This is a genomic window from Pseudomonas sp. H1_D05, from assembly GCF_054682705.1.
In genome coordinates, this window is record NZ_CP162825.1 from 2,890,424 (window position 1) to 2,914,096 (window position 23,673).

At 59.1% G+C, this 23,673-nt stretch carries 26 protein-coding genes; 13 read left to right on the plus strand and 13 right to left on the minus strand.

Translation table 11 applies throughout. From position 1 onward, the window contains the following. Positions 1-20: 20 nt before the first annotated feature. From AB4O11_RS12880 to AB4O11_RS12925, 10 genes are all read right to left on the minus strand, one after another. Entirely contained in the window at positions 21-296 is a 276-nt protein-coding gene (locus tag AB4O11_RS12880) for an HPr family phosphocarrier protein (protein WP_008085079.1), read from the minus strand. Between the two features lie 15 nt (positions 297-311). Further along, the gene (rapZ, locus tag AB4O11_RS12885; protein ID WP_038357533.1) at positions 312-1,169 is read right to left on the minus strand and encodes an RNase adapter RapZ; all 858 of its coding nucleotides are present in this window, start codon (positions 1,167-1,169) and stop codon (positions 312-314) included. A gap of 2 nt (positions 1,170-1,171) precedes the next feature. Further along, positions 1,172-1,636, minus strand: coding sequence for a PTS IIA-like nitrogen regulatory protein PtsN (ptsN, locus tag AB4O11_RS12890; protein WP_093435969.1), 465 nt, complete (start codon positions 1,634-1,636; stop codon positions 1,172-1,174). An 11-nt stretch (positions 1,637-1,647) separates the two neighbouring features. Beyond that, the gene (gene hpf, locus AB4O11_RS12895) at positions 1,648-1,956 is read right to left on the minus strand and encodes a ribosome hibernation-promoting factor, HPF/YfiA family (RefSeq protein WP_116254663.1); all 309 of its coding nucleotides are present in this window, start codon (positions 1,954-1,956) and stop codon (positions 1,648-1,650) included. 73 nt (positions 1,957-2,029) lie between these two features. Further along, positions 2,030-3,523, minus strand: coding sequence for an RNA polymerase factor sigma-54 (locus tag AB4O11_RS12900; protein WP_093435977.1), 1,494 nt, complete (start codon positions 3,521-3,523; stop codon positions 2,030-2,032). A 187-nt stretch (positions 3,524-3,710) separates the two neighbouring features. Continuing rightward, positions 3,711-4,436: an LPS export ABC transporter ATP-binding protein gene (gene lptB / locus AB4O11_RS12905; RefSeq protein ID WP_008085069.1), complete on the minus strand. Its 726-nt coding sequence runs from the start codon at positions 4,434-4,436 to the stop codon at positions 3,711-3,713. Next, entirely contained in the window at positions 4,436-4,981 is a 546-nt protein-coding gene (lptA, locus tag AB4O11_RS12910; protein WP_016984154.1) for a lipopolysaccharide transport periplasmic protein LptA, read from the minus strand. The genes lptB and lptA overlap by 1 nt, the downstream gene beginning before the upstream one ends. Continuing rightward, positions 4,968-5,540 carry an LPS export ABC transporter periplasmic protein LptC gene (gene lptC / locus AB4O11_RS12915; RefSeq protein WP_038357537.1) on the minus strand — a complete coding sequence of 191 codons (573 nt, stop codon included), beginning with the start codon at positions 5,538-5,540 and terminating at the stop codon, positions 4,968-4,970. The genes lptA and lptC overlap by 14 nt, the downstream gene beginning before the upstream one ends. Positions 5,541-5,548: 8 nt before the next feature. Then, positions 5,549-6,073, minus strand: coding sequence for a KdsC family phosphatase (locus tag AB4O11_RS12920; protein WP_095049755.1), 525 nt, complete (start codon positions 6,071-6,073; stop codon positions 5,549-5,551). Beyond that, positions 6,073-7,047, minus strand: coding sequence for a KpsF/GutQ family sugar-phosphate isomerase (locus AB4O11_RS12925; RefSeq protein ID WP_007912405.1), 975 nt, complete (start codon positions 7,045-7,047; stop codon positions 6,073-6,075). The genes AB4O11_RS12920 and AB4O11_RS12925 overlap by 1 nt, the downstream gene beginning before the upstream one ends. Before the next feature lie 275 nt (positions 7,048-7,322). Between AB4O11_RS12925 and AB4O11_RS12930 the strand changes: the two genes are divergently transcribed. The 10 genes from AB4O11_RS12930 to hisC all read left to right on the plus strand — a co-directional run bounded on the left by AB4O11_RS12930 (position 7,323) and on the right by hisC (position 15,279). Further along, positions 7,323-8,132: an ATP-binding cassette domain-containing protein gene (locus AB4O11_RS12930; protein WP_007912403.1), complete on the plus strand. Its 810-nt coding sequence runs from the start codon at positions 7,323-7,325 to the stop codon at positions 8,130-8,132. Beyond that, positions 8,132-8,929 carry a lipid asymmetry maintenance ABC transporter permease subunit MlaE gene (gene mlaE / locus AB4O11_RS12935; RefSeq protein WP_003221704.1) on the plus strand — a complete coding sequence of 266 codons (798 nt, stop codon included), beginning with the start codon at positions 8,132-8,134 and terminating at the stop codon, positions 8,927-8,929. The genes AB4O11_RS12930 and mlaE overlap by 1 nt, the downstream gene beginning before the upstream one ends. Then, positions 8,929-9,396 carry an outer membrane lipid asymmetry maintenance protein MlaD gene (gene mlaD / locus AB4O11_RS12940; protein WP_007912400.1) on the plus strand — a complete coding sequence of 156 codons (468 nt, stop codon included), beginning with the start codon at positions 8,929-8,931 and terminating at the stop codon, positions 9,394-9,396. The genes mlaE and mlaD overlap by 1 nt, the downstream gene beginning before the upstream one ends. Positions 9,397-9,407: 11 nt before the next feature. Then, positions 9,408-10,055, plus strand: coding sequence for an MlaC/ttg2D family ABC transporter substrate-binding protein (locus tag AB4O11_RS12945; RefSeq protein ID WP_460130810.1), 648 nt, complete (start codon positions 9,408-9,410; stop codon positions 10,053-10,055). Next, a complete protein-coding gene (locus AB4O11_RS12950; RefSeq protein WP_034154488.1) occupies positions 10,052-10,357 on the plus strand; it encodes an STAS domain-containing protein in 306 nt (101 codons plus the stop codon). The genes AB4O11_RS12945 and AB4O11_RS12950 overlap by 4 nt, the downstream gene beginning before the upstream one ends. Positions 10,358-10,472: 115 nt before the next feature. After that, positions 10,473-10,712 carry a BolA family protein gene (locus tag AB4O11_RS12955; RefSeq protein WP_460089882.1) on the plus strand — a complete coding sequence of 80 codons (240 nt, stop codon included), beginning with the start codon at positions 10,473-10,475 and terminating at the stop codon, positions 10,710-10,712. A 22-nt stretch (positions 10,713-10,734) separates the two neighbouring features. Continuing rightward, positions 10,735-12,000, plus strand: a complete 1,266-nt coding sequence (gene murA / locus AB4O11_RS12960; RefSeq protein WP_007912385.1) for a UDP-N-acetylglucosamine 1-carboxyvinyltransferase — start codon at positions 10,735-10,737, stop codon at positions 11,998-12,000. Between the two features lie 124 nt (positions 12,001-12,124). Next, positions 12,125-12,760, plus strand: a complete 636-nt coding sequence (hisG, locus tag AB4O11_RS12965) for an ATP phosphoribosyltransferase (protein ID WP_460130812.1) — start codon at positions 12,125-12,127, stop codon at positions 12,758-12,760. A gap of 125 nt (positions 12,761-12,885) precedes the next feature. After that, the gene (gene hisD / locus AB4O11_RS12970) at positions 12,886-14,223 is read left to right on the plus strand and encodes a histidinol dehydrogenase (protein WP_460130813.1); all 1,338 of its coding nucleotides are present in this window, start codon (positions 12,886-12,888) and stop codon (positions 14,221-14,223) included. Positions 14,224-14,226: 3 nt separating this feature from the next. Continuing rightward, on the plus strand, positions 14,227-15,279 hold the full coding sequence (hisC, locus tag AB4O11_RS12975; protein WP_460089885.1) for a histidinol-phosphate transaminase: 1,053 nt from the start codon (positions 14,227-14,229) through the stop codon (positions 15,277-15,279). A gap of 208 nt (positions 15,280-15,487) precedes the next feature. On the opposite strand, the gene AB4O11_RS12980 is transcribed toward hisC, so the two are convergent. From AB4O11_RS12980 to algW, 3 genes are all read right to left on the minus strand, one after another. Beyond that, the gene (locus tag AB4O11_RS12980) at positions 15,488-16,207 is read right to left on the minus strand and encodes a DUF4198 domain-containing protein (RefSeq protein ID WP_460130815.1); all 720 of its coding nucleotides are present in this window, start codon (positions 16,205-16,207) and stop codon (positions 15,488-15,490) included. Between the two features lie 12 nt (positions 16,208-16,219). Continuing rightward, positions 16,220-18,325 carry a TonB-dependent siderophore receptor gene (locus tag AB4O11_RS12985; RefSeq protein WP_460130817.1) on the minus strand — a complete coding sequence of 702 codons (2,106 nt, stop codon included), beginning with the start codon at positions 18,323-18,325 and terminating at the stop codon, positions 16,220-16,222. An 88-nt stretch (positions 18,326-18,413) separates the two neighbouring features. After that, positions 18,414-19,571: a Do family serine endopeptidase AlgW gene (algW, locus tag AB4O11_RS12990; protein ID WP_093436001.1), complete on the minus strand. Its 1,158-nt coding sequence runs from the start codon at positions 19,569-19,571 to the stop codon at positions 18,414-18,416. Positions 19,572-19,674: 103 nt separating this feature from the next. Between algW and AB4O11_RS12995 the strand changes: the two genes are divergently transcribed. From AB4O11_RS12995 to cysN, 3 genes are all read left to right on the plus strand, one after another. Next, positions 19,675-20,433, plus strand: a complete 759-nt coding sequence (locus AB4O11_RS12995) for a Nif3-like dinuclear metal center hexameric protein (RefSeq protein ID WP_093436004.1) — start codon at positions 19,675-19,677, stop codon at positions 20,431-20,433. Between the two features lie 252 nt (positions 20,434-20,685). Beyond that, positions 20,686-21,603: a sulfate adenylyltransferase subunit CysD gene (gene cysD, locus AB4O11_RS13000; RefSeq protein ID WP_007912374.1), complete on the plus strand. Its 918-nt coding sequence runs from the start codon at positions 20,686-20,688 to the stop codon at positions 21,601-21,603. A 9-nt stretch (positions 21,604-21,612) separates the two neighbouring features. Then, on the plus strand, positions 21,613-23,511 hold the full coding sequence (cysN, locus tag AB4O11_RS13005; RefSeq protein ID WP_460130819.1) for a sulfate adenylyltransferase subunit CysN: 1,899 nt from the start codon (positions 21,613-21,615) through the stop codon (positions 23,509-23,511). The last annotated feature ends 162 nt before the right edge of the window (positions 23,512-23,673 follow it).

Genomic DNA, 23,673 nt, shown 5'->3' on the forward strand with positions numbered 1-23,673 from the left:
CGATCTTTTGACTTTGGCTGTCAGCCGCCTTCGTCGAAGTAGTTGTTGATCAACGCCACCAGCGCATCCAGCGCTTCCTGTTCCTGATGCCCTTCGGTGCTCAGATAGATCTTGGTGCCCTTGCCAGCCGCTAGCATCATCATCGCCATGATGCTTTTGCCATCAACCGTGGTCTCTGGTGTACGGCCCACTCTGATCGTGCAATCCGGATACTGCCCGGCCACCCCGACAAACTTGGCCGATGCGCGGGCATGCAGGCCCAGCTTGTTGATGATTTCGATTTCCAGAGCAGGCATCGCGGTGTGAATCCTTTAAGTGAGGTCGCGGTGGCGAACCTGGACGTTCTTCAGGGTTTTCTGCAGGGCCTGACCCAGACGTTCGGTCAGGTAGACGGAGCGGTGATGCCCGCCGGTGCAGCCAATGGCAATGGTGACGTAAGCGCGGTTGCTCGCGGCGAAGCGCGGCAGCCACTTGTGCAGGTAGGTGAAGATGTCCTGAAACATTTCTTCGACCTCCGGCTGTGCCGCCAGGTATTCAGCCACCGGCGCATCGAGACCCGATTGCGCGCGCAGTTCCGGCTTCCAGTACGGATTGGGCAGGCAGCGCACATCGAACACCAGATCCGCATCCACCGGCATGCCGCGTTTGAAGCCGAAGGACTCGACCAGAAATGCGGTCCCCGGCTCCGGCTGGTTCAGCAGACGCAGCTTGATGGAGTCGCGCAACTGGTACAGGTTCAAATTGGTGGTGTTGATCTTCAGGTCCGCGAGGTCGGCAATCGGGCCGAGCAGGGCGGTTTCATCCTGGATCGCCTCGGCCAGTGAGCGGTTGGCGTTGCTCAGCGGGTGACGACGGCGGGTTTCGGAGAAACGCTTGAGCAGGGTTTCTTCGTCGGCGTCCAGATACAGGACGTCGCACTGGATGTGTTTGGCCCGGACATCTTCAAGCAGTTCGGGAAAGCGTGTCAGGTGGCTCGGCAGGTTGCGCGCATCGATGGACACGGCTACCAGCGGCTGCGCCAGTTCCGTGTGAATCAGCGCGCGTTCGGCCAGTTCCGGCAGCAAGCCTGCGGGCAGGTTGTCGATGCAGTAATAGCCGTTGTCCTCAAGGACATCCAGAGCCGTACTTTTACCCGAGCCGGAACGGCCACTGACGATGATCAAGCGCATGATTAGTGCCCGTTCTGCTCGTCCAGGACAACCTGATACAACGCTTCATTGCTTGGAGCGCTGCGCAGTTTTTCACGCACTTCCTTGCGATCGAGCATGCTGGCGATCTGGCGCAGCAGCTCCAGGTGCGCATCGGTGGCAGCCTCCGGGACCAGCAAAACAAACAGCAGGTCAACCGGTGCGCCGTCAATGGCGTCGAAATCAATCGGAGCATCAAGGTGCATCAGCGCACTGATCGGTGCTGTGCAACCCTTGAGGCGGCAATGGGGAATGGCGATGCCGTTACCAAAACCGGTGGAACCGAGTTTTTCACGGGCAATCAGTGCCTCGTAGACATCTTGCATCTCCAGATCCGCCACTTCGCGGGCGATCAGGTTGGCAATTTGTTCGAGGGCTTTCTTTTTACTGCCGCCCGGCACGTTCACGAGGGAACGGCCGGGGGTCAGGATACTTTCAAGTCGGATCATGGAATGGGGGGTTATCGACCGGTCGCGCCCTGGAGGAGGCTTTGGGTCTTTTCCTTATGCTTTTTGAGTTGGCGATCCAGCTTGTCGGTCAGCAGGTCAATGGCGGCATACATGTCGTCATGCTCGGCATTGGCAACCACTTCTCCGCCGGGAATATGCAAGGTGGCTTCGATTTTCTGCTTCAGCTTTTCGACGCACATCGTGACTTGCACGTTGGTGATCTTGTCGAAATGGCGCTCCAGTCGTTGGAGTTTTTCCTCGATGTAGGAACGCAGAGGTTGGGTCACTTCCAGTTGGTGTCCACTGATGTTGACTTGCATACAGCTTCTCCTTCGTTGCCAGTGCATAAAGCGGCAGGCTGGATAGCCTGCCACTGGAACGCTGTAACGTGGCTTACATCAACCGCTTGCGTTCGCTCGAAGGCGCGATCCCGAGGGATTCGCGGTACTTGGCGACGGTGCGGCGAGCCACCTGAATGCCTTGTGCCTCCAGTAAACCAGCGATCTTGCTGTCACTCAACGGCTTTTTCTGATTTTCCGCGGCAACCAGTTTTTTGATGATCGCGCGGATCGCCGTGGACGAGCATTCGCCGCCTTCGGAGGTGCTGACGTGGCTGGAGAAAAAGTATTTCAGTTCATAAATACCGCGCGGGGTATGCATGAATTTCTGTGTGGTCACCCGGGAAATGGTCGATTCGTGCATGCCGACCGCTTCAGCGATGTCGTGCAGAACCAACGGTTTCATGGCCTCGTCGCCGTACTCCAGAAAACCGCGCTGATGCTCGACGATCTGGGTGGCTACTTTCATCAGGGTTTCGTTGCGGCTCTGCAGGCTCTTGATGAACCAGCGGGCTTCCTGCAACTGATTGCGCATGAAGGTGTTGTCGGCGCTGGTGTCGGCACGGCGGACGAAACCGGCGTACTGGGCGTTGACGCGCAGACGCGGCACCGATTCCTGATTCAGCTCGACCAGCCAGCGCTCGTTGTCCTTGCGCACGATGACGTCAGGGACAACGTATTCGGCTTCAGTGGATTCGATTTGCGAGCCAGGGCGCGGATTGAGGCTTTGCACCAGTTCGATGACCTGGCGCAGCTCGTCTTCCTTGAGCTTCATGCGGCGCATCAACTGGCTGTAATCGCGGCTGCCGAGCAGGTCGATGTAATCGCTGACCAAACGTTTCGCTTCAGCCAGCCAAGGCGTCTTGGCGGGTAGCTGACGCAATTGCAGCAGCAGGCATTCACTAAGGTTGCGCGCGCCGATACCAGCAGGTTCGAATTGCTGAATGCGGTGCAGGACGGCTTCGATTTCATCGAGTTCGATGTCGAGTTCCGGATCGAACGCCTCGAGGATTTCTTCGAGGGTTTCGTCCAGGTAGCCCTGATTGTTGATGCAATCGATCAGGGTGACGGCGATCAGGCGATCGGTGTCGGACATCGGTGCCAGGTTCAGTTGCCACAGCAGGTGGCTTTGCAGGCTCTCGCCGGCGGACGTGCGGGTGGTGAAGTCCCATTCGTCGTCATCGCTGCTGGGCAGGCTGCTGGCGCTGGTCTGATAGACGTCTTCCCAGGCGGTATCGACCGGCAGTTCGTTGGGGATACGCTCGCTCCAGTCACCTTCCTCCAGGTTGTCCACCGTCGGCGCGGTTTCCTGATACGAGGGTTCCTGGATCTCGGTGTTGGGCTTCTGTTCGGCGTTGTCGGCCATAGGGTCGGAATTGTCGAAGTCTTCGCCTTCTTCCTGGCGTTCGAGCATCGGATTGGATTCCAGAGCCTCCTGGATTTCCTGTTGCAGATCCAGGGTCGACAATTGGAGCAGGCGGATGGCCTGTTGCAGCTGCGGTGTCATCGTCAGCTGCTGGCCCATTCTCAAGACTAGCGATGGTTTCATGGCAGGGGCTTAACACCTTATTCGCCGGCGCTATGCGCCATCCACTACAGGGCGCCGGGGCGCCAAACTTAAGCAAATTATATGCCTGAAACTGAAGTGTTTGCCTAGAGCGCTGTAACAATTAAAGCGTATTAATTCCTGCTTGAATCGATACAGCGCCCGGGCGGCGCACCGGGCACTGTTACGCTTACAAGCGGAACTCGTGGCCCAGATACACTTCCTTGACCAGATCGTTGGCCAGGATGGTTTCTGCATCGCCTTCGGCGATCAGTTGACCATCGTTGACGATGTAAGCGGTTTCGCAGATGTCCAGCGTCTCACGGACGTTGTGGTCGGTGATCAATACACCGATGCCCTTGGCCTTGAGGTGGTGGATGATCTGCTTGATGTCGCCGACCGAGATCGGATCGACACCGGCGAACGGTTCGTCGAGCAGGATGAATTTCGGTGCCGTTGCCAGCGCGCGAGCGATTTCCACCCGGCGACGTTCACCACCGGACAGGCTCATGCCAAGGTTGTCGCGGATGTGGCTGATGTGGAATTCCTGCAGCAGGCTTTCCAGCTCCTTGCGACGGCCGGCCTTGTCGAGCTCCTGACGGGTCTCGAGGATGGCCATGATGTTGTCGGCCACCGACAGTTTTCGGAAGATCGACGCTTCTTGCGGCAGATAGCCGATACCGGCCTTGGCGCGACCGTGCATCGGCTGGTGGCTGACGTCCAGATCGTCGATCAGCACGCGACCCTGATCGGCCTGTACCAGGCCGACGATCATGTAGAAGCACGTGGTCTTGCCGGCACCGTTCGGGCCGAGCAGGCCGACGATCTGGCCGCTGTCGATCGACAGGCTGACGTCACGCACGACCTGGCGGCTTTTATAGGCCTTGGCCAGGTGCTGAGCTTTCAGAGTTGCCATTACTGGGTTTTCTCGTCGGTTTTCTTCTTCGGCTGGATCACCATGTCGATGCGCGGACGCGTTTCGGTGACCTTGCTGCCGGTAGCGCGACCAGCGCTGGCCAGTTTCTTCACGGTGTCGTAGACGATTTTCTCGCCCTGAGTGACGTTGCCGTCTTTGTCGACGACCTTGGCCTTGTCGATCAGCACGACGCGGTTTTGCTGGGCATGGTATTGAATCGTCACGCCGTAGCCTTGAACCGGTTTGGTGTCCCCCTGGGTTTGCAACTGCTCGAAATAAGCCAGGTTGCCCACGGAGGTCACCACGTCGATATCTCCATTCGGCGCGCGAGTCATGGTGACGGTGTTGCCTTTAACGATCATCGAACCTTGGGTGATGATCACATCACCTTTATAGGTGGCGATGCCGTTCTTGTCGTCCAGTTGGGCGTCGTCGGCCTGAATGCGGATAGGTTGCTGCTGATCGTTCGGCAGAGCCCAGGCGCTCACGCTTCCCAGTGCTGCGCCCAGACTGAGCAAAATAGGGAGGGTTTTAACGAGCCTCATACTGTCCTCTTACGTTCGATAGCAGGTGTATCCTGCTTTCCTTCAGGTACGCTTTCATTCCAACGCCAGTCGATACACCGCCAGCGCCGTCGATTCTAACGGGTTGCTCGGTCTGCGCATATTCCTGCTGCGGGAACACGGTCATGCGAGTGGACGTGATCAGGATGTCACGCTTCTTTTCATCGGTGCGCGCAACGCGTACCGAGTCGATCAGTTCGACTTCGGTGCCGCCTGAGTTCACTTCACCGCGCTCACTGGTAACGTGCCACGGAAATTCTGTTCCGCGATACATGTTCAGGTCGGGTTTGGTCACGAGCGTGACGTCGGTTGCCTTCACGTGCTCGGCTTTTTCGGACGTCATCTCATACTGCACCTTGCCATCCGGCAGGTATTGCAGGGTATGCGTGTTGGTTGCATACCAGTCGATAGGCGTTTCAACCGAGGTGACCGGTGGTTTGTCGAGAAAGCGTTCCGGGCTGATATTCCAATAGCCGACCGCTGCGAAAATCGCAGCGATGCAGCCGAACAGCAGGAAGTTACGAAATTTTTTGCTGAACATGGTTTGGCTCACAGGTACGCGGCGTTGGCCGCATCGAGGCGGCCCTGGGCGCGCAGGATCAATTCGCAGAATTCGCGGGCGGCGCCTTCGCCACCACGGGCGCGGGTAACGCCATGGGCGTGTTCGCGGACGAAATCGGCAGCGTTGGCCACGGCCATGCCCAAGCCTACCCGGCGAATCACCGGCAGGTCGGGCAGATCGTCACCGAGGTAGGCGACTTCTTCATAGCTTAGGCCCAGTTGCGCAAGCAGGCCGTCGAGCACGACCAGTTTGTCTTCACGGCCCTGAAACAGGTGGGGAATCCCCAGGTTTTTCGCTCGACGTTCAACGACGGGTGTCTTGCGGCCGCTGATGATAGCGGTCTGCACGCCGGCGTTCATCAGCATTTTGATGCCTTGACCGTCGAGGGTGTTGAAGGTCTTGAACTCGCTGCCGTCTTCAAGGAAGTACAGGCGCCCGTCGGTGAGGACGCCGTCGACGTCGAAAACCGCCAGTTTGATCGCTTTGCCGCGTTGCAGCAGATCGTTGCTCATTACATGACTCCTGCGCGCAGCAGGTCGGAGAGGTTGAAGGCGCCGACCGGGCGATCTTCCTCGTCTACGACTACCAATGCGTTGATTCGGTGATCTTCCATGATTTTCAGGGCTTCGGCGGCCAGCATTTCCGGGCGGGCAGTCTTGCCGTGGGCCGTCATTACCTGGTCGATGGTGGCGCTGCGGATGTCGATGCTGCGATCCAGCGTGCGGCGCAAGTCGCCGTCGGTGAAGATCCCGGCGAGTTTACCGTCGGTTTCAAGGATGACGGTCATGCCCAGACCTTTACGGGTCATTTCCATCAGTGCGTCCTTGAGCAGCGTGCCGCGTTGGACTTGCGGCAACTCTTGTCCGGCGTGCATGACGTTTTCCACTTTCAGCAGCAGGCGACGGCCGAGGGCGCCACCCGGGTGCGAGAAAGCGAAATCTTCGGCGGTGAAGCCGCGTGCTTCCAGCAGTGCCACGGCCAGCGCATCGCCCATGACCAGTGCTGCGGTCGTCGACGAGGTCGGTGCCAGGTTCAGCGGGCAGGCTTCATGCTCGACATGAACATTGAGATTGACCTCGGCAGCCTTGGCCAGCGGCGATTGCGGGTTGCCGGTGACGCTGATCAGCTGGATGCCCAGACGTTTGATCAACGGCAGCAGGGTTACGATTTCATTGGTCGAGCCGGAGTTCGACAGGGCCAGAATCACATCGTCACGAGTGATCATGCCCATGTCGCCATGACTGGCTTCGGCCGGGTGGACAAAAAAGGCCGGGGTGCCGGTGCTGGCCAGGGTGGCTGCAATCTTGTTGCCGATGTGCCCGGACTTGCCCATGCCAACCACGACTACACGGCCTTTACTGGCCAGAATCATCTCGCAAGCGCGTACGAAATCGGCGTCGATATGGGGCAACAAGCCTTGTACGGCTTCCACTTCGAGTTGGATGGTGCGTTGTGCCGATTGAATCAGGTCGCTGGATTGGCTCATGTCAGAAATCGTATAGCCCGATGAAAAGGCGGCGATTATAGCGGTTATGTTGCAAAGCCTCACGCAAGTTCGTCGTGCTTTGTCATTACTCGTTACCAAAACCCGGGAAAAGAGCCTGCGCACCTGTCATATCGCCGAACACAGGCTGGTACAAGCCTTGGGCGCGTAGCCTTTGCAGTGATATAGTTCGCCGCCAGTTCGGCCTGCCCGGGATGTACGTACTTTTTAAGTAAAGACAGGCGTCCGAGTGAGAGGCTGCATCGCAAGGAGTTTAGATGAGTGCCGATAACGCCTACGCGGTCGAGCTGAAGGGAGTCTCCTTCAAGCGCGGTGCGCGCAGCATTTTCAATAACGTCGATATTCGCATCCCGCGCGGCAAGGTCACCGGCATCATGGGACCTTCCGGGTGTGGCAAGACCACGCTGCTGCGATTGATGGGGGCACAACTGCGCCCTGCCAGCGGCGAAGTCTGGGTCAACGGCCAGAACCTGCCTGCGCTTTCGCGCAGCGATCTGTTCGATGCGCGAAAGCACATGGGTGTGCTGTTTCAAAGCGGCGCACTGTTCACCGATCTCGATGTTTTCGAGAACGTGGCTTTCCCCCTGCGTGTTCATACTGATTTGCCGGAAGAAATGATCCGCGACATCGTCCTGCTCAAATTGCAGGCGGTCGGTCTGCGCGGTGCCATCGAGCTGATGCCGGACGAACTGTCCGGTGGCATGAAGCGCCGCGTCGCACTGGCGCGAGCGATTGCGCTCGATCCGCAGATCCTCATGTACGACGAACCGTTCGTCGGGCAGGACCCGATCGCCATGGGCGTGCTGGTCCGCCTGATCCGCCTGCTCAACGATGCCCTGGGGATAACCAGTATCGTGGTGTCCCACGATCTGGCCGAAACCGCGAGCATTGCCGACTACATCTATGTCGTCGGTGATGGTCAGGTGCTGGGGCAGGGTACGCCGGACGAGTTGATGAACTCGGACGAGCCGCGTATCCGTCAGTTCATGACCGGCGATCCCGATGGCCCGGTGCCGTACCATTTTCCAGCGACGGATTACCGCGCAGATCTTCTGGGGAAGCGCTGATGCGCAGAATTTCATTAATAGAACGCGTACGCCGGTTCGGCGAGGCGGCGATCGATGCCGTCGCGGTGTTCGGTCGTGCGACGCTGTTTCTGTTTCACGCGTTGTTGGGTCGCGGTGGCATCAGTGGTGGCTTCGGCCTGCTGGTCAAGCAACTGCATTCGGTCGGCGTAATGTCGCTGGTGATCATTGTTGTTTCCGGGATCTTCATCGGCATGGTGCTGGCGCTGCAGGGTTTCAGCATTCTGTCGAGCTACGGTTCGGAGCAGGCGGTGGGGCAGATGGTTGCGCTGACCCTGCTGCGTGAACTCGGCCCGGTGGTGACGGCGCTGTTGTTCGCCGGTCGTGCCGGTTCGGCACTGACCGCCGAGATCGGCAACATGAAGTCCACCGAACAGCTGTCCAGCCTGGAAATGATCGGTGTCGATCCGCTCAAGTACATCATTGCCCCGCGCCTGTGGGCCGGCTTCATTTCCCTGCCGGTGCTGGCGATGATTTTCAGCGTGGTAGGCATCTGGGGCGGTTCGTGGGTGGCTGTCGACTGGCTGGGTGTGTATGAAGGCTCTTATTGGGCGAACATGCAGAACAGCGTGAATTTCACCAGTGATGTGCTCAATGGCGTGATCAAAAGTATTGTTTTCGCCTTTGTAGTGACCTGGATTGCCGTATTCCAAGGCTATGACTGTGAGCCCACTTCCGAGGGCATCAGTCGTGCTACCACCAAGACCGTGGTGTTTGCCTCGCTGGCAGTGCTCGGCCTGGACTTTATTCTGACCGCTTTGATGTTTGGAGATTTCTGATGCAAAACCGCACCCTGGAAATCGGTGTCGGCCTGTTCCTGCTGGCAGGGATCCTGGCCTTGTTGCTGCTTGCTTTGCGGGTCAGTGGTCTGTCTCCGACGTCGACCACCGACACCTATAAACTTTATGCCTACTTTGACAATATCGCCGGTTTGACGGTCAGAGCCAAAGTGACCATGGCCGGTGTGACCATCGGCAAGGTCACGGCGATCGATCTGGATCGCGACAGCTTCACCGGTCGGGTCACCCTGCAAGTGGATAAAAAGGTCGACAATCTTCCGACCGACTCCACAGCGTCTATCCTGACCGCTGGTCTGCTGGGCGAGAAGTACATCGGTATCAGCGTTGGCGGAGAAGACAAGCCGCTGAAGGATGGTGGAACCATCCATGACACGCAGTCGTCACTGGTACTGGAAGACCTTATCGGTAAATTCCTGCTCAATACCGTTAGCAAAGACGCCAAATGAGGAGCTTTTGAATGATCTCTATCTTGCGACGCAGCCTGTTGGTGCTGTTGGCGGCCTTGCCGTTTATGGGTAACGCCGTGGCTGCTGCGACTTCGGCACATGATCTGGTGCAGGACACCACCACCCGGTTGCTGGCCGACCTGGCTGCCAACAAAGAGAAATACAAGCAGGACCCGACGGATTTCTACACGGCGCTCAACAACATCGTCGGGCCAGTGGTGGATGCCGAAGGCATTTCCAAGAGCATCATGACGGTCAAGTACTCGCGCAAGGCCACGCCGGCGCAGATGCAGACCTTCCAGGAAAACTTCAAGAAAGGCCTGTTCCAGTTCTACGGCAACGCTCTGCTTGAGTACAACAACCAGGGCATCACCGTTGACCCTGCCAAGGACGAATCGGGCGATCGCACCAGCGTAAACATGACCGTCAAGGGCAGCAGCGGCGCAATCTATCCTGTGCAGTACACGCTGGAGAAGATCAACGGCGAGTGGAAACTGCGCAACGTGATCATCAACGGCATCAACATCGGCAAACTGTTCCGCGATCAGTTCGCCGACGCGATGCAGCGCAATGGCAACGATCTGGACAAGACCATCAATGGTTGGGCCGGGGAAGTGGCCAAGGCCAAAGAAGCCACCGAAAAGAACCCCGCGCAATGAATGAGGCCGCAGTTCGTATGAGTGATGTCGACGAGCTTCTGCTTAGCGGAGTGCTGGACTATCGCACCGGCGCTGACCTGCGCAAGCAAGGCCAGGCGCTGATCAAGTCCAGCAAGGCCTCTTCGCTGGTGATCGATTGCTCGGCGGTGAAGAAGTCCAGCAGCGTCGGTTTATCGTTGCTGCTGTGCTTCATGCGCGATGCGAATGCGGCCGGCAAGGCTGTCAGCATCCGTGCGATGCCCGAAGACATGCGCGAAATTGCTCAGGTCAGTGAACTGACCGAACTGTTGGCGCACCCCTGAACCCACATCTATAAAGAAGCCCCCCGTCAGAGTCCTGCCATGCGGGGTTCGCAGGCGCGGGGCTTTTTTGTATGATGTCCGACCCGTGCGCACAGGGCGCCGATTGAGGTTGAGCATGCAGGCCGTAGAAGTGAAGAGCTTCCTTGAAGGAAAGCTGCCCGGAACGTTGGTAGAAGTTGAGGGCGAAGGCTGCAATTTCCTGCTGAACGTGATTAGCGATGAACTGGCGGCGTTGAGCCCGGTGAAGCGTCAGCAGCAGGTCTATGCCCATTTGAACCCATGGATCATCGATGGCAGCATCCATGCGGTCACTATGAAATTTTTCAGCAGCGCGGCCTGGGCCGAGCGCACCTGAGCCTAAGGGCGTCGAGATTCTTATGGATAAATTGATTATTACCGGTGGCGCTCGTCTTGATGGCGAGATCCGCATTTCCGGCGCAAAAAACTCCGCCCTGCCGATCCTGGCCGCCACCCTGCTGTGCGATGGCCCGGTGACCGTTGGCAACCTGCCGCACTTGCACGACATCACCACCATGATCGAGCTGTTCGGTCGCATGGGCATCGAGCCGGTGATCGACGAAAAACTCAGCGTCGAAATCGACCCGCGCACCATCAAGACCCTGATCGCGCCGTACGAACTGGTGAAAACCATGCGTGCGTCGATCCTGGTACTGGGCCCGATGGTTGCCCGTTTCGGTGAAGCCGAAGTGGCACTGCCTGGCGGTTGCGCTATCGGTTCGCGTCCGGTTGACCTGCACATCCGTGGCCTCGAAGCCATGGGCGCGGTGATCGACGTTGAAGGCGGCTACATCAAGGCCAAGGCGCCTGAAGGTGGCCTGCGCGGTGCGCACTTCTTCTTCGATACCGTCAGCGTGACCGGTACCGAGAACATCATGATGGCCGCTGCTCTGGCCAAGGGCCGCAGCGTGTTGCAGAACGCCGCCCGTGAACCAGAAGTGGTTGACCTGGCGAACTTCCTCAACGCCATGGGTGCCAAGGTGTCCGGCGCTGGTACTGACACCATCACTATTGATGGCGTCGAGCGTCTGGGTTCGGCTTTCTATAAGGTCATGCCTGACCGTATCGAAACCGGCACCTATCTGGTCGCCGCTGCCGTGACCGGCGGTCGCGTCAAGGTCAAGGACACTGATCCGACCATCCTCGAAGCCGTTCTGGAAAAACTCCGTGAAGCCGGCGCAGAAATCACCTGTGGTGAAGACTGGATCGAGCTGAACATGCACGGCAAGCGTCCGAAAGCCGTCAACGTGCGCACCGCGCCGTACCCGGCGTTCCCGACTGACATGCAAGCGCAGTTCATCTCGCTCAACGCCATTGCCGAAGGCACCGGTGCCGTGATCGAGACGATCTTCGAAAACCGTTTCATGCACGTGTACGAACTGCACCGCATGGGCGCAAAGATCCAGGTCGAAGGCAACACCGCCATCGTCACCGGTACTGAAGTTCTGAAAGGCGCGCCAGTGATGGCGACCGACCTGCGTGCTTCGGCCAGCCTGGTAATCTCGGCACTGGTTGCCGAAGGCGATACTTTGATCGACCGCATCTACCACATCGACCGTGGTTACGAGTGCATCGAAGAAAAACTGCAGATGCTGGGCGCCAAGATCCGTCGCGTTCCGGGCTGATTGCTGCATTGGGACACAGGGACGTGTCCACTGATTTTAAGAGTCGAGCCGGTTTCCGGCTCGATGTGTGTCCGGCGCCGATTGCGACCGGACATGAGTACCTTGATAAGGACTGACGTTTCCCATGTTGACCATCGCACTGTCCAAGGGCCGCATCCTTGACGACACCCTGCCGCTTCTTGCCGAAGCGGGCATCGTGCCGACCGAGAATCCGGACAAGAGCCGCAAGCTGATCATTCCCACGACCCAGGACGACGTTCGTCTGCTGATCGTGCGCGCCACCGATGTGCCGACCTATGTCGAGCATGGCGCGGCCGACCTTGGCGTTGCCGGCAAAGACGTGTTGATGGAATACACCGGCCAGGGCCTCTACGAGCCACTGGATCTGCAGATCGCCCAGTGCAAGCTGATGACCGCCGGCAAGATCGGCGCGCCGGAGCCAAAAGGCCGTCTGCGCGTGGCGACCAAATTCGTCAATGTGGCCAAGCGTTACTACGCCGAGCAGGGCCGTCAGGTCGACATCATCAAGCTGTACGGCTCGATGGAGCTGGCGCCACTGATCGGTCTCGCTGACAAGATCATCGACGTGGTCGACACCGGCAACACCCTGCGCGCCAACGGCCCGGAACCTCAGGAACTGATCGCCACGATCAGCTCGCGCCTGGTGGTCAACAAGGCTTCGATGAAAATGCAACACGCCCGAATCCAGGCGTTGATCGATACCCTGCGCAACGCAGTGGAATCGCGACACCGCGGCTGATTCACCTGCGCGACGTTAAGTCGCGCCCGTCTATCCGCCTCATAGCCAGAATCTCAGGTGCCCAAGCGGAAACGACTGCTAAGTTAGGGCGCCTGAGTTTTTGCCATTCCTATGAGGCTCTCGCTATGACCGCACCGACTGCAATTCGCCGACTCAACGCTGCTGACCCGGATTTCGCGCATCATCTGGATCATCTGCTGAGCTGGGAAAGTGTGTCTGACGACTCGGTCAATCAGCGCGTGCTGGACATCATCAAGGCTGTGCGCGAACGCGGTGACGCGGCGCTGGTCGAGTTCACCCAGAAGTTTGATGGCCTTGAAGTCGCTTCGATGGCTGAGCTGATCCTGCCGCGTGAGCGTCTGGAACTGGCTTTGACCCGCATCACCGTGCCCCAGCGCGAAGCCCTGGAAAAAGCCGCGGCCCGTGTGCGCAGCTATCACGAAAAACAGAAGCAGGATTCCTGGAGCTACACCGAAGCCGACGGTACGGTGCTGGGCCAGAAGGTCACGCCGCTGGATCGCGCAGGCCTGTATGTGCCGGGTGGCAAGGCGTCGTACCCGTCGTCGGTGCTGATGAACGCGATTCCGGCCAAGGTCGCCGGCGTGACCGAAGTGGTCATGGTCGTACCGACCCCGCGCGGTGAAATCAACGAACTGGTGCTGGCGGCCGCATGCATCGCAGGCGTCGACCGGGTGTTCACCATCGGTGGCGCACAAGCGGTTGCTGCTTTGGCCTATGGCACCGAAAGCGTGCCGCAGGTCGACAAGGTTGTTGGCCCGGGCAACATCTATGTCGCCACTGCCAAGCGCCACGTGTTCGGTCAGGTCGGCATCGACATGATCGCCGGGCCTTCGGAAATCCTCGTGGTGTGCGATGGCCAGACCGATCCGGACTGGATCGCCATGGACCTGTTCTCGCAAGCCGAGCACGACGAAGACGCCCAGGCGATTCTGGTCAGCCCGGACGCCGAGTTCCTCGACAAGGTCGCCGCGAGCATCGACAAACTGCTGCCGACCATGGATCGCGCGACCATCATCGAAACCTCGATCAATGGCCGTGGTGCATTGATTCACGTGAGGGACATGGCCCAAGCCATCGAAGTCGCCAACCGCATCGCACCGGAGCACTTGGAGCTTTCGGTCGCTGACCCGCAAGCCCGGCTGCCGCAGATCCGCCACGCCGGTGCGATCTTCATGGGCCGTCACACCTCCGAAGCCCTGGGCGATTACTGCGCAGGCCCGAACCACGTGCTGCCAACCTCGGGCACCGCGCGGTTCTCCTCGCCGCTGGGCGTGTACGACTTCCAGAAGCGTTCGTCGATCATCTTCTGCTCCGAGGCCGGTGCTTCCGAGCTGGGCAAAACGGCGTCGGTATTGGCCCGTGGCGAGTCGCTGAGCGCCCACGCGCGCAGTGCTGAATACCGCATCAAAGACGAAGACTTTCTACAAGGGCAGGGGAACTGAGCGATGAGCAAATTCTGGAGCCCGTTCGTCAAGGATCTGGTGCCGTACGTACCGGGCGAACAACCGAAGCTGACCAAACTGGTCAAGCTCAACACCAACGAAAACCCGTACGGCCCGTCGCCAAAAGCCTTGGCAGCGATGCAGGTCGAACTCAACGACAACCTGCGCCTGTACCCGGACCCGAACAGTGATCTGCTGAAAACTGCTGTCGCCCAGTATTACGGCGTGCAGAGCAATCAGGTGTTCCTTGGCAACGGTTCGGACGAAGTGCTCGCGCACATTTTCCACGGATTGCTGCAACACGATCAGCCGCTGTTGTTCCCGGACATCAGCTACAGCTTCTATCCGGTTTACTGCGGTTTGTACGGCATCGAGTTTGATGCGGTGCCGCTGGACGCGCAGTTCCAGATCGATCCGGCCGACTACGCCAAGCCGAATGGCGGGATCATCTTCCCTAACCCGAACGCGCCAACCGGCTGCCTGCTGGCGCTGGACGCGGTTGAGCAGATCCTCAAGGCCAGCCCGGATTCGGTAGTGGTTGTGGATGAGGCGTACATCGACTTCGGCGGCGAGACGGCGATCAGTCTGGTGGACCGTTATCCGAACCTGCTGGTGACGCAGACCCTGTCCAAGTCGCGCTCTTTGGCGGGTTTGCGCGTTGGTCTGGCGGTCGGCCATCCCGATCTCATCGAGGCGCTGGAGCGGATCAAGAACAGCTTCAACTCCTATCCGCTGGATCGTCTGGCGATTGTCGGGGCGGCAGCGGCGTTTGAAGATCGTGAGCACTTCGACAAGACCTGCCGTCTGGTCATCGAGAGCCGTGAGTGGGTGATTGCACAGTTGCAGGCCAAGGGGTTTGAAGTGCTGCCGTCGGCGGCTAACTTCATTTTTGCCCGGCATCCGCAGCATGATGCGGCGGGGCTGGCGGCCAAGCTGCGTGAGCAGGGCGTGATCGTGCGGCACTTCAAGCAGGAGCGGATTGCGCAGTTCCTGCGGATTTCGATTGGCACGCCGGAGCAGAATCAGGCGTTGATCGACGGGCTTGGCGACCTATAAAAGCAAAAGCCCCTCACCCTAGCCCTCCCGAAACGTCGGACCGCCCAGAGGGAGAGGGGATTGATTGGGGGATATTGCAGAGTTTCGTCGACGTGCACGATTTGTATTGAATCCATAATCGATCTGGTCTTTCAGGTCGATGCATGAAGTCTCACACCTCGGTCGGCTCCCTCTCCCTCCGGGAGAGGGCTGGGGTGAGGGTCTGCTCTTATTCGTGATGCGCTTCGCCAAGGAAGGTCAGTGAGCTAAACAAGCCGCGACTGTTCACATCCGCGCTGTCCTTCACCGGCACTTCAATCTGCGCCGCAATCACATTCAACCCTTCATTCCTCACCAACACCTGCGCCCGACCATCCTTGTCAGTCTCGGTGCTCAACGTGTTCGGTGCACTGCGATAATCGCCAATCAACTTCACCCCCACCGCCGGTTTGCCATCGAGCAGCACCCGCACCGGTAATGATTTCCCTGGCCCCACGGTGAGCGGATCAACCTCCGGCACAATCAGCAACTTGATCTGATCAAGCTTGGGCAACTTCGCTCCCGGCTGATAAATCGCCAGGCTGTATTTGAACGTCTGCGTCGCTTCGACAGCGCCCGGCACTTTGCTCCGGCCTTCGTTGACCCACTTTTTGTCAGCAGTCTGCGACCACATGCCGTTGTTCAGCGCCACGGCCAGGACGGCCGGAGCTTTCAGTGGTTTCAGTCGTGCGTGATCCGTCAGGCGCTCGACGCTCACCGGAATCATCTTGCCGCTCGCGTCGTAAGCCCACGCGCCGCTGATCTTCTGCGCCTTGAACGCGTTGTCCTCAGCGCCATGACCGTAGACCACTTCGATATTGCCGCGCCGTTGCTCAGTCCACAGGCCATGGGCCGAGACCTGACCGGCGAACAGCGCGGCGATAAGTACAAGGGATTTGCCGTATTGCATGGTGACGTCCTTTTACAGGTTGAGAGTCAGGCTGACGGTGAAATTGCGCGGCTCACCGGGGTTGACCCAGTAGTTGCTGTAGGAGCGCTCGTAATACTTCTCGTCGAAGAGGTTGTTCAGGTTCAGGCCGACAGTGACGTTGTCGCTGGCCTTGTAATGCGCGAGCAGGTCGACGGTGTGATACGCCGGCAATTCGAAGTCGCTGCCGGATTCTCCCGAGCGATCGCCGACGTAGGTGAACGCTGCACCGACGTCCGAACCACGCAAATGGCCATCCTGAAATTCGTAAACACCGAGCAGACTGCCGCTACGCTTGGCCACGCCGAGGATGCGGCTGCCGGTGGAAATCACCGCGTCGCCCTTGGTCACTTCGGCGTCGATGTAGGCGAAGGCGCCGATGACTCGCACCGCATCGGTGACTTGCCCGGTGACCTGCCAATCGAAGCCGCGACTGCGTGCCTTGCCCATGGCGCGGCTGGTGTCGGTGGCCGGGTCGAGGGCGAGAACGTTTTCTTTGTCGATGTGGAAGAAGGCGAGGGTGCTGCTCAGGCGTTCGTCGAACAGCTCGTTCTTGATCCCGACTTCGTAGCCGACGCCTTCTTCCGGGTCGAAGGATTTGCCGGCGGCGTCGAGGCCATTGTTCGGTTTGAACGAGGTCGAGGCGTTGGCGAACAGCCCGGTTTTCGGCGTCAATTGATAGAGCAGGCCGACCCGCTGGGTGAGCGCGTCGTGGCGTTGGTTGCTGGTAGCGTTGCGGCTGTGATCGTCGATGTGCTGATCAAAATGCTCGAAGCGTGCGCCGATCATCCCGCGCAGTTTGTCGGTGAAGACGATCTGGTCCTGCAGGTTCAGTGCATGACTTTCGACCTGTTCGAAGAAGTCAGTGCCCGACCGCGCACCGCTGGGTTTCGGTTGGCCGTAGATCGGCTTGTAGATGTCGATGGCGTAGGGGCCGCCAGCAATAGTGGTGACGCGCTCGTTCTTGCGGAAGTTTTCGTACTCGGTGCCAATCAGCAATTCGTGTTGCCACGGGCCGAGATCGAACAGGCCGCGCAGTTCCAGTTGGGTGATGCTGTCGTGCCAGTTCGTGTCGCGCTCGCGATAGCGGCGGTTGACGGTGTGGCCGTTGGCGTTCAATGGACGACTTTCCGAAGCATCGCCCCAGAGTTTGCCTTCCTTGTAATGACTGGCGAGACGCAGCTTCCAGCTGTCGTTGAGGTGATGTTCCAACGTGGCCTGAAGCAGATTGTTGTGATTATCGATGTTGCCGTCGTTGGGTTCGCCAAGGAAAGTCGAGCGCGAAACACCGCTCCATTTATTGTTGGGCGCGACGATACCGCGATCAAAGGTCGAGCTGTGGCGGACGATTTCGCTTTCCACCAGCAACGACGTGTCCGGGTTCAATTGCCAACTGATCGAGGGCGCGACGAATACGCGCTGGCTGTCGACGTGATCGCGAAAACTGTGGTTGCCCTCAACCGCGAGGTTGATTCGCGACAGCACATCACCCTCATCATCCAGCGGTGTGTTGACGTCCAGCGCGGTGCGATAGCGATCCCAACTGCCGGCGCTGGTTTGCAGAGTGGTGAAGGCTTCGGCCTGCGGTTTTTTGGTGACGATGTTCACCGTGCCGCCGGGATCGCCTCGACCATACAGACTGGCGGCCGGGCCTTTGAGTACTTCGATGCGCTCGATATTCGCTGCGTCCGGCGTGCTCGGATAACCCCGGTTGGCACTGAAGCCGTCCTTGTAGAACTCCGACGTGGTGAAGCCGCGCACGCTGTATTCGTACAGCGTCAGGCCGCCGAAGTTGTTTTGCTTGGATACGCCGCCGGCGAAATCCAGCGCGCGCTCGACACTGCTGCTGCCCAGATCCTTGAGCACACTGGCGGGCACTACGCTGATCGCCTGTGGGATATCACGGATCGCCGTGTCGGTTTTGGTCGCGCTGGACGAGCGTGTGGCGCGGTAGCCTTTGACCGGGCCGGTCGGCGATTCGTAGTCGGAGATGACGCTGATGGCGTCGAGTTCAAGCGGCTTGGGTTCTTCGGCGAAGGCTGGATCGACCAGCAGACCAAGGCTCAGGCTGAGCAGGGAAGCCTTTGTTCGAGACGACATGTTATGTTGTTCCAATTTTTAGAATTGAAACAATATAACATGCCTGTTGAGAATATCTTTTATTAGCGCGTTTGGCGCGAACGAAGTTTTATTCTTCTTTTTCTTTCACCGGCGCCGGTGGCGGACGCAGGCCGATTTCCGCGGTGAGCTTCAGCTCTTTACCGTTGCGCATCACTTGGATCGTCACTTTGTCAGTCGGCTTGATCCGCGCGACCTGGTTCATCGACTTGCGACCATCTCCGGCCGGCTCGCCATCGATGCTCAAAATAACGTCACCCAGTTGCAGGCCGGCCTTCTGCGCCGGGCCATCGCGGAAGATCCCCGCGACCACAATCCCCGGACGCCCGGACAAGCCGAACGACTCGGCCAGTTCCTGGGTCAGCGGCTGCACCTCGATGCCGAGCCAGCCACGAATTACCTGACCGTGCTCGATGATCGACTTCATCACTTCCATTGCCAGTTTCACCGGAATCGCAAAGCCGATGCCCTGCGAGCCGCCGGACTTGGAAAAGATCGCCGTGTTGATGCCGGTGAGGTTGCCATTGGCGTCGACCAGCGCACCGCCGGAGTTGCCCGGGTTGATCGCCGCGTCGGTCTGGATGAAGTCTTCGTAGTTGTTCAAGCCCAACTGGTTACGCCCGGTGGCGCTGATGATGCCCATGGTCACGGTCTGGCCAACGCCGAACGGGTTGCCGATGGCCAATGCAACGTCGCCGATGCGAATGTTGTCGGAGCGGCCGACAGTGATGGCCGGCAGGGTTTTCAGATCGATTTTCAACACCGCGAGATCGGTTTCCGGGTCGCTGCCGATGACGCGCGCGAGGGTTTCGCGGCCATCTTTCAGGGCGACCACAATCTGATCCGCGCCGCTGGTCACGTGGTTGTTGGTCAGAATGTAGCCTTCCGGGCTCATGATCACGCCTGAACCGAGGCTCGATTCCATGCGTTTCTGCTTTGGCGAGTTGTCACCGAAGAAGCGCCGAAACTGCGGATCCTCAAACAGCGGATGCGCCGGTTTGTTGATGACTTTGGTCGTGTAGAGGTTGACCACCGAAGGCGCGGCAATGGTCACCGCGTCGGCATAGGACACCGGGCCCTGTTGCACGCTGGTGGTTTGCGGGGCCTGTTGCAGGTTGACGTCGAGGCTCGGAAGCCCGACCCACTGCGGGTAACGCTGAATAATCAACAGAGCGATAAGCACACCGGCCAACAACGGCCAGCCGAAAAAACGCAGCGCCTTGAGCATTAAGCACGTCCTGGAAAAGTTGCAGGCGGGGTCAGACCGCCCATAATGTCGCGCATTATACGAGGCCGCGCGTGCCTCTGAACGGGATATTTAGGAGTCTTTCATGGCCGTTGCCCTCAGCACCCTCGTCGAAGAAGCCGACCGTTACCTCAGCAGCTCGAAAATTGCCGATTATTGCCCCAACGGCTTGCAGGTCGAAGGCCGGCCGCAAGTGATGCGCATCGTCAGCGGCGTCACCGCCAGTCAGGCGTTGCTGGATGCCGCCGTCGAAGCCGAGGCGGATCTGGTGCTGGTGCACCACGGTTACTTCTGGAAGGGCGAGAACCCGTGCATCACTGGCATGAAGCAGCGTCGACTGAAGACATTGCTCAAGCACGACATCAGTCTGCTCGCTTACCATTTGCCGCTGGATCTGCATCCGGATGTTGGCAATAACGTGCAGCTTGCTCGCCAACTGGACATCACTGTGGAAGGGCCGCTGGATCCGGACAATCTGAAAATTGTCGGTCTGGTCGGGTCTTTGAAGGATCCGATGACCGCGCGCGATTTCGCCCGCAAGGTGCAGGAAACCATGGGCCGCGAACCGCTGTTGATCGAGGGCAGCCCGATGATTCGCCGAGTAGGCTGGTGCACCGGTGGCGGTCAGGGCTATATCGATCAGGCCGTCGCGGCAGGCGTTGATCTGTACCTGAGCGGAGAAGCCTCCGAGCAGACCTTTCACAGCGCCCGCGAAAACGACATCAGCTTCATCGCCGCCGGCCACCACGCCACCGAACGCTACGGCGTACAGGCCCTGGGCGACTATCTGGCGAAGCGCTTTGCTGTCGAACACATCTTCATCGACTGTCCAAATCCGATCTGATCATCACCACTAGATCCTGTGGGAGCGAGCCTGCTCGCGAAGGCGGCGTTCGCTTTAATACATCTGTGCCTGACGCGGCGCTTTCGCGAGCAAGCTCGCTCCCACATTGATCCCCATCGGCCGAACTGGTGGGCATATTCATATGCCCTTTCGTTCTAGCTAGCGTCCTGATTAGAAGAAGGTCGCTGTGCTAGGATTCCTCGCTCGAACACGGCCCGCTGGCCGTTCATAAGAAAGTTTTCGTGAGTAGCCATGGTCGACAAACTGACGCATCTGAAACAGCTGGAGGCGGAAAGCATCCACATCATCCGCGAGGTGGCCGCCGAGTTCGATAACCCGGTGATGCTGTACTCCATCGGTAAAGACTCCGCCGTGATGCTGCACCTGGCACGCAAGGCGTTCTTCCCGGGCAAACTGCCGTTTCCGGTGATGCACGTCGACACCCGCTGGAAATTCCAGGAAATGTACAAGTTCCGCGACAAGATGGTCGAAGAACTGGGCCTGGACCTGATCACCCATATCAACCCCGATGGCGTGGCGCAGAACATCAACCCGTTCACCCACGGCAGCGCCAAGCACACCGACATCATGAAAACCGAAGGCCTGAAACAGGCGCTCGACAAACATGGTTTCGACGCAGCGTTCGGCGGCGCCCGTCGCGATGAAGAGAAATCCCGCGCCAAAGAGCGCGTGTACTCGTTCCGCGACAGCAAGCACCGCTGGGACCCGAAAAACCAGCGTCCGGAGCTATGGAACGTCTACAACGGCAAGGTCAACAAGGGCGAATCCATTCGTGTGTTCCCTCTGTCGAACTGGACCGAACTGGACATCTGGCAGTACATCTACCTCGAAGGCATCCCGATTGTGCCGCTGTACTTCGCCGCTGAACGCGAAGTGATCGAGAAGAACGGCACGCTGATCATGATCGACGACGAGCGCATCCTCGAGCACCTGTCCGATGAGGACAAGGCTCGCATCGTCAAAAAGAAAGTGCGTTTCCGTACCCTTGGCTGCTACCCGTTGACGGGCGCGGTGGAGTCCGAGGCAGAAAGCCTCACGGACATCATTCAGGAAATGCTCCTGACGCGAACTTCCGAGCGCCAGGGCCGTGTCATCGACCACGATGGCGCCGGCTCGATGGAAGACAAAAAACGTCAAGGCTATTTCTAAGGGGCTGTCATGTCGCACGCATCTGATTTGATCAGCGAGGACATCCTCGCCTACCTGGGCCAGCACGAACGTAAAGAACTGCTGCGCTTTTTGACCTGCGGTAACGTCGATGACGGCAAGAGCACCCTGATCGGGCGCCTGCTGCACGACTCGAAGATGATCTACGAAGATCACCTCGAAGCGATCACCCGCGACTCGAAGAAAGTCGGCACCACCGGTGACGACATCGATCTGGCATTGCTGGTCGACGGTCTGCAGGCCGAGCGTGAGCAGGGCATCACCATCGATGTCGCCTACCGCTATTTCTCCACCGCCAAACGCAAATTCATCATCGCCGACACCCCCGGCCATGAGCAGTACACCCGCAACATGGCCACCGGTGCGTCCACCTGTGACCTGGCGATCATTCTGGTCGACGCGCGTTACGGCGTGCAGACCCAGACCCGTCGCCACAGCTTCATTGCGTCCTTGCTGGGGATCAAACACATCGTCGTCGCCATCAACAAGATGGACCTGAAAGACTTCGATGAAGGCGTGTTCGAGTCGATCAAGGCTGACTACCTGAAGTTCGCCGAAGGCTTGAAGATGAAGCCGACCAGCATGCACTTCGTGCCGATGTCTGCCCTCAAGGGCGACAACGTGGTGAACAAGTCCGAGCGCTCGCCGTGGTACACCGGCCAGTCGCTGATGGAAATCCTCGAGACCGTGGAAGTCGCGGGCGATCGCAACTTCACCGATCTGCGTTTCCCGGTGCAGTACGTCAACCGTCCGAACCTGAACTTCCGTGGTTTCGCCGGCACCCTGGCCAGCGGCATCGTGCACAAGGGTGACGAAGTCGTGGTGCTGCCGTCGGGCAAAAGCAGCCGGGTGAAATCCATCGTCACCTTCGAAGGTGAGCTGGAGCACGCCGGTCCAGGTCAAGCGGTGACGCTGACCATGGAAGACGAAATCGACATCTCCCGTGGCGACCTGTTGGTGCATGCCGACAACGTGCCGCCGGTCACCGACAGCTTCGAAGCGATGCTGGTGTGGATGGCTGAAGAGCCGATGCTGCCGGGCAAGAAATACGACATCAAACGCGCCACCAGTTACGTGCCGGGTTCGATTGCCAGCATCGTCAACAAGGTCGACGTGAACACGTTGGAAGAAGGCCCGGCGAGCGCGTTGCAGCTCAACGAAATCGGCAAGGTGAAGATCGCGCTGGACGCGCCGATCGCCCTCGACGGTTACGAAAGCAACCGCACCACCGGCGCGTTCATCGTCATTGATCGCTTGACCAACGGCACCGTCGGCGCCGGCATGATCGTCGCGCAACAGGTGACGCATGGCACTGCCACGCATCACGGCAAACTGGCGCACGTGGCCACTGAAGAACGTGCCCAGCGCTTCGGCCAGCAACCGGCGACCGTGCTGTTCAGCGGCCTGTCGGGCGCGGGCAAGAGCACGCTGGCTTACGCCGTCGAGCGCAAGTTGTTCGACATGGGTCGTGCGGTGTTTGTACTGGATGGTCAGAACCTGCGCCATGACTTGAACAAAGGTCTGCCACAGGATCGCGCCGGCCGTACCGAAAACTGGCGTCGTGCTGCGCACGTCGCGCGTCAGTTCAACGAAGCCGGTTTGCTGACGTTGGCCGCGTTCGTCGCGCCAAGCGCTGAAGGTCGCGAGCAGGCCAAGGACCTGATCGGCAAGGATCGTCTATTGACGGTCTACGTACAGGCCTCGCCGGCTGTCTGCGCCGAGCGTGATCCGCAAGGTCTGTATGCCGCCGCTGGCGACAACATCCCGGGCGAATCCTTCCCGTACGACGTGCCGCTGAATGCCGATCTGGTGATCGACACGCAAACGCTGAGTCTGGAAGACAGCGTCAAGCAAGTGCTGGATCTGCTGCGCAAGCGTGGCGCGATCTAAGCACTGAAGCAGCGACAAGCTCCTAGCTTCAAGCTGCAAGAAAAAGCCCGCCGATGAGCAATCATCGGCGGGCTTTTTTATTCGGGCATACGGCGATCAAAACTGTGGGAGCGAGCCTGCTCGCGATAGCGGTGTGTCATTCAACATTGTTGGTGGCTGATC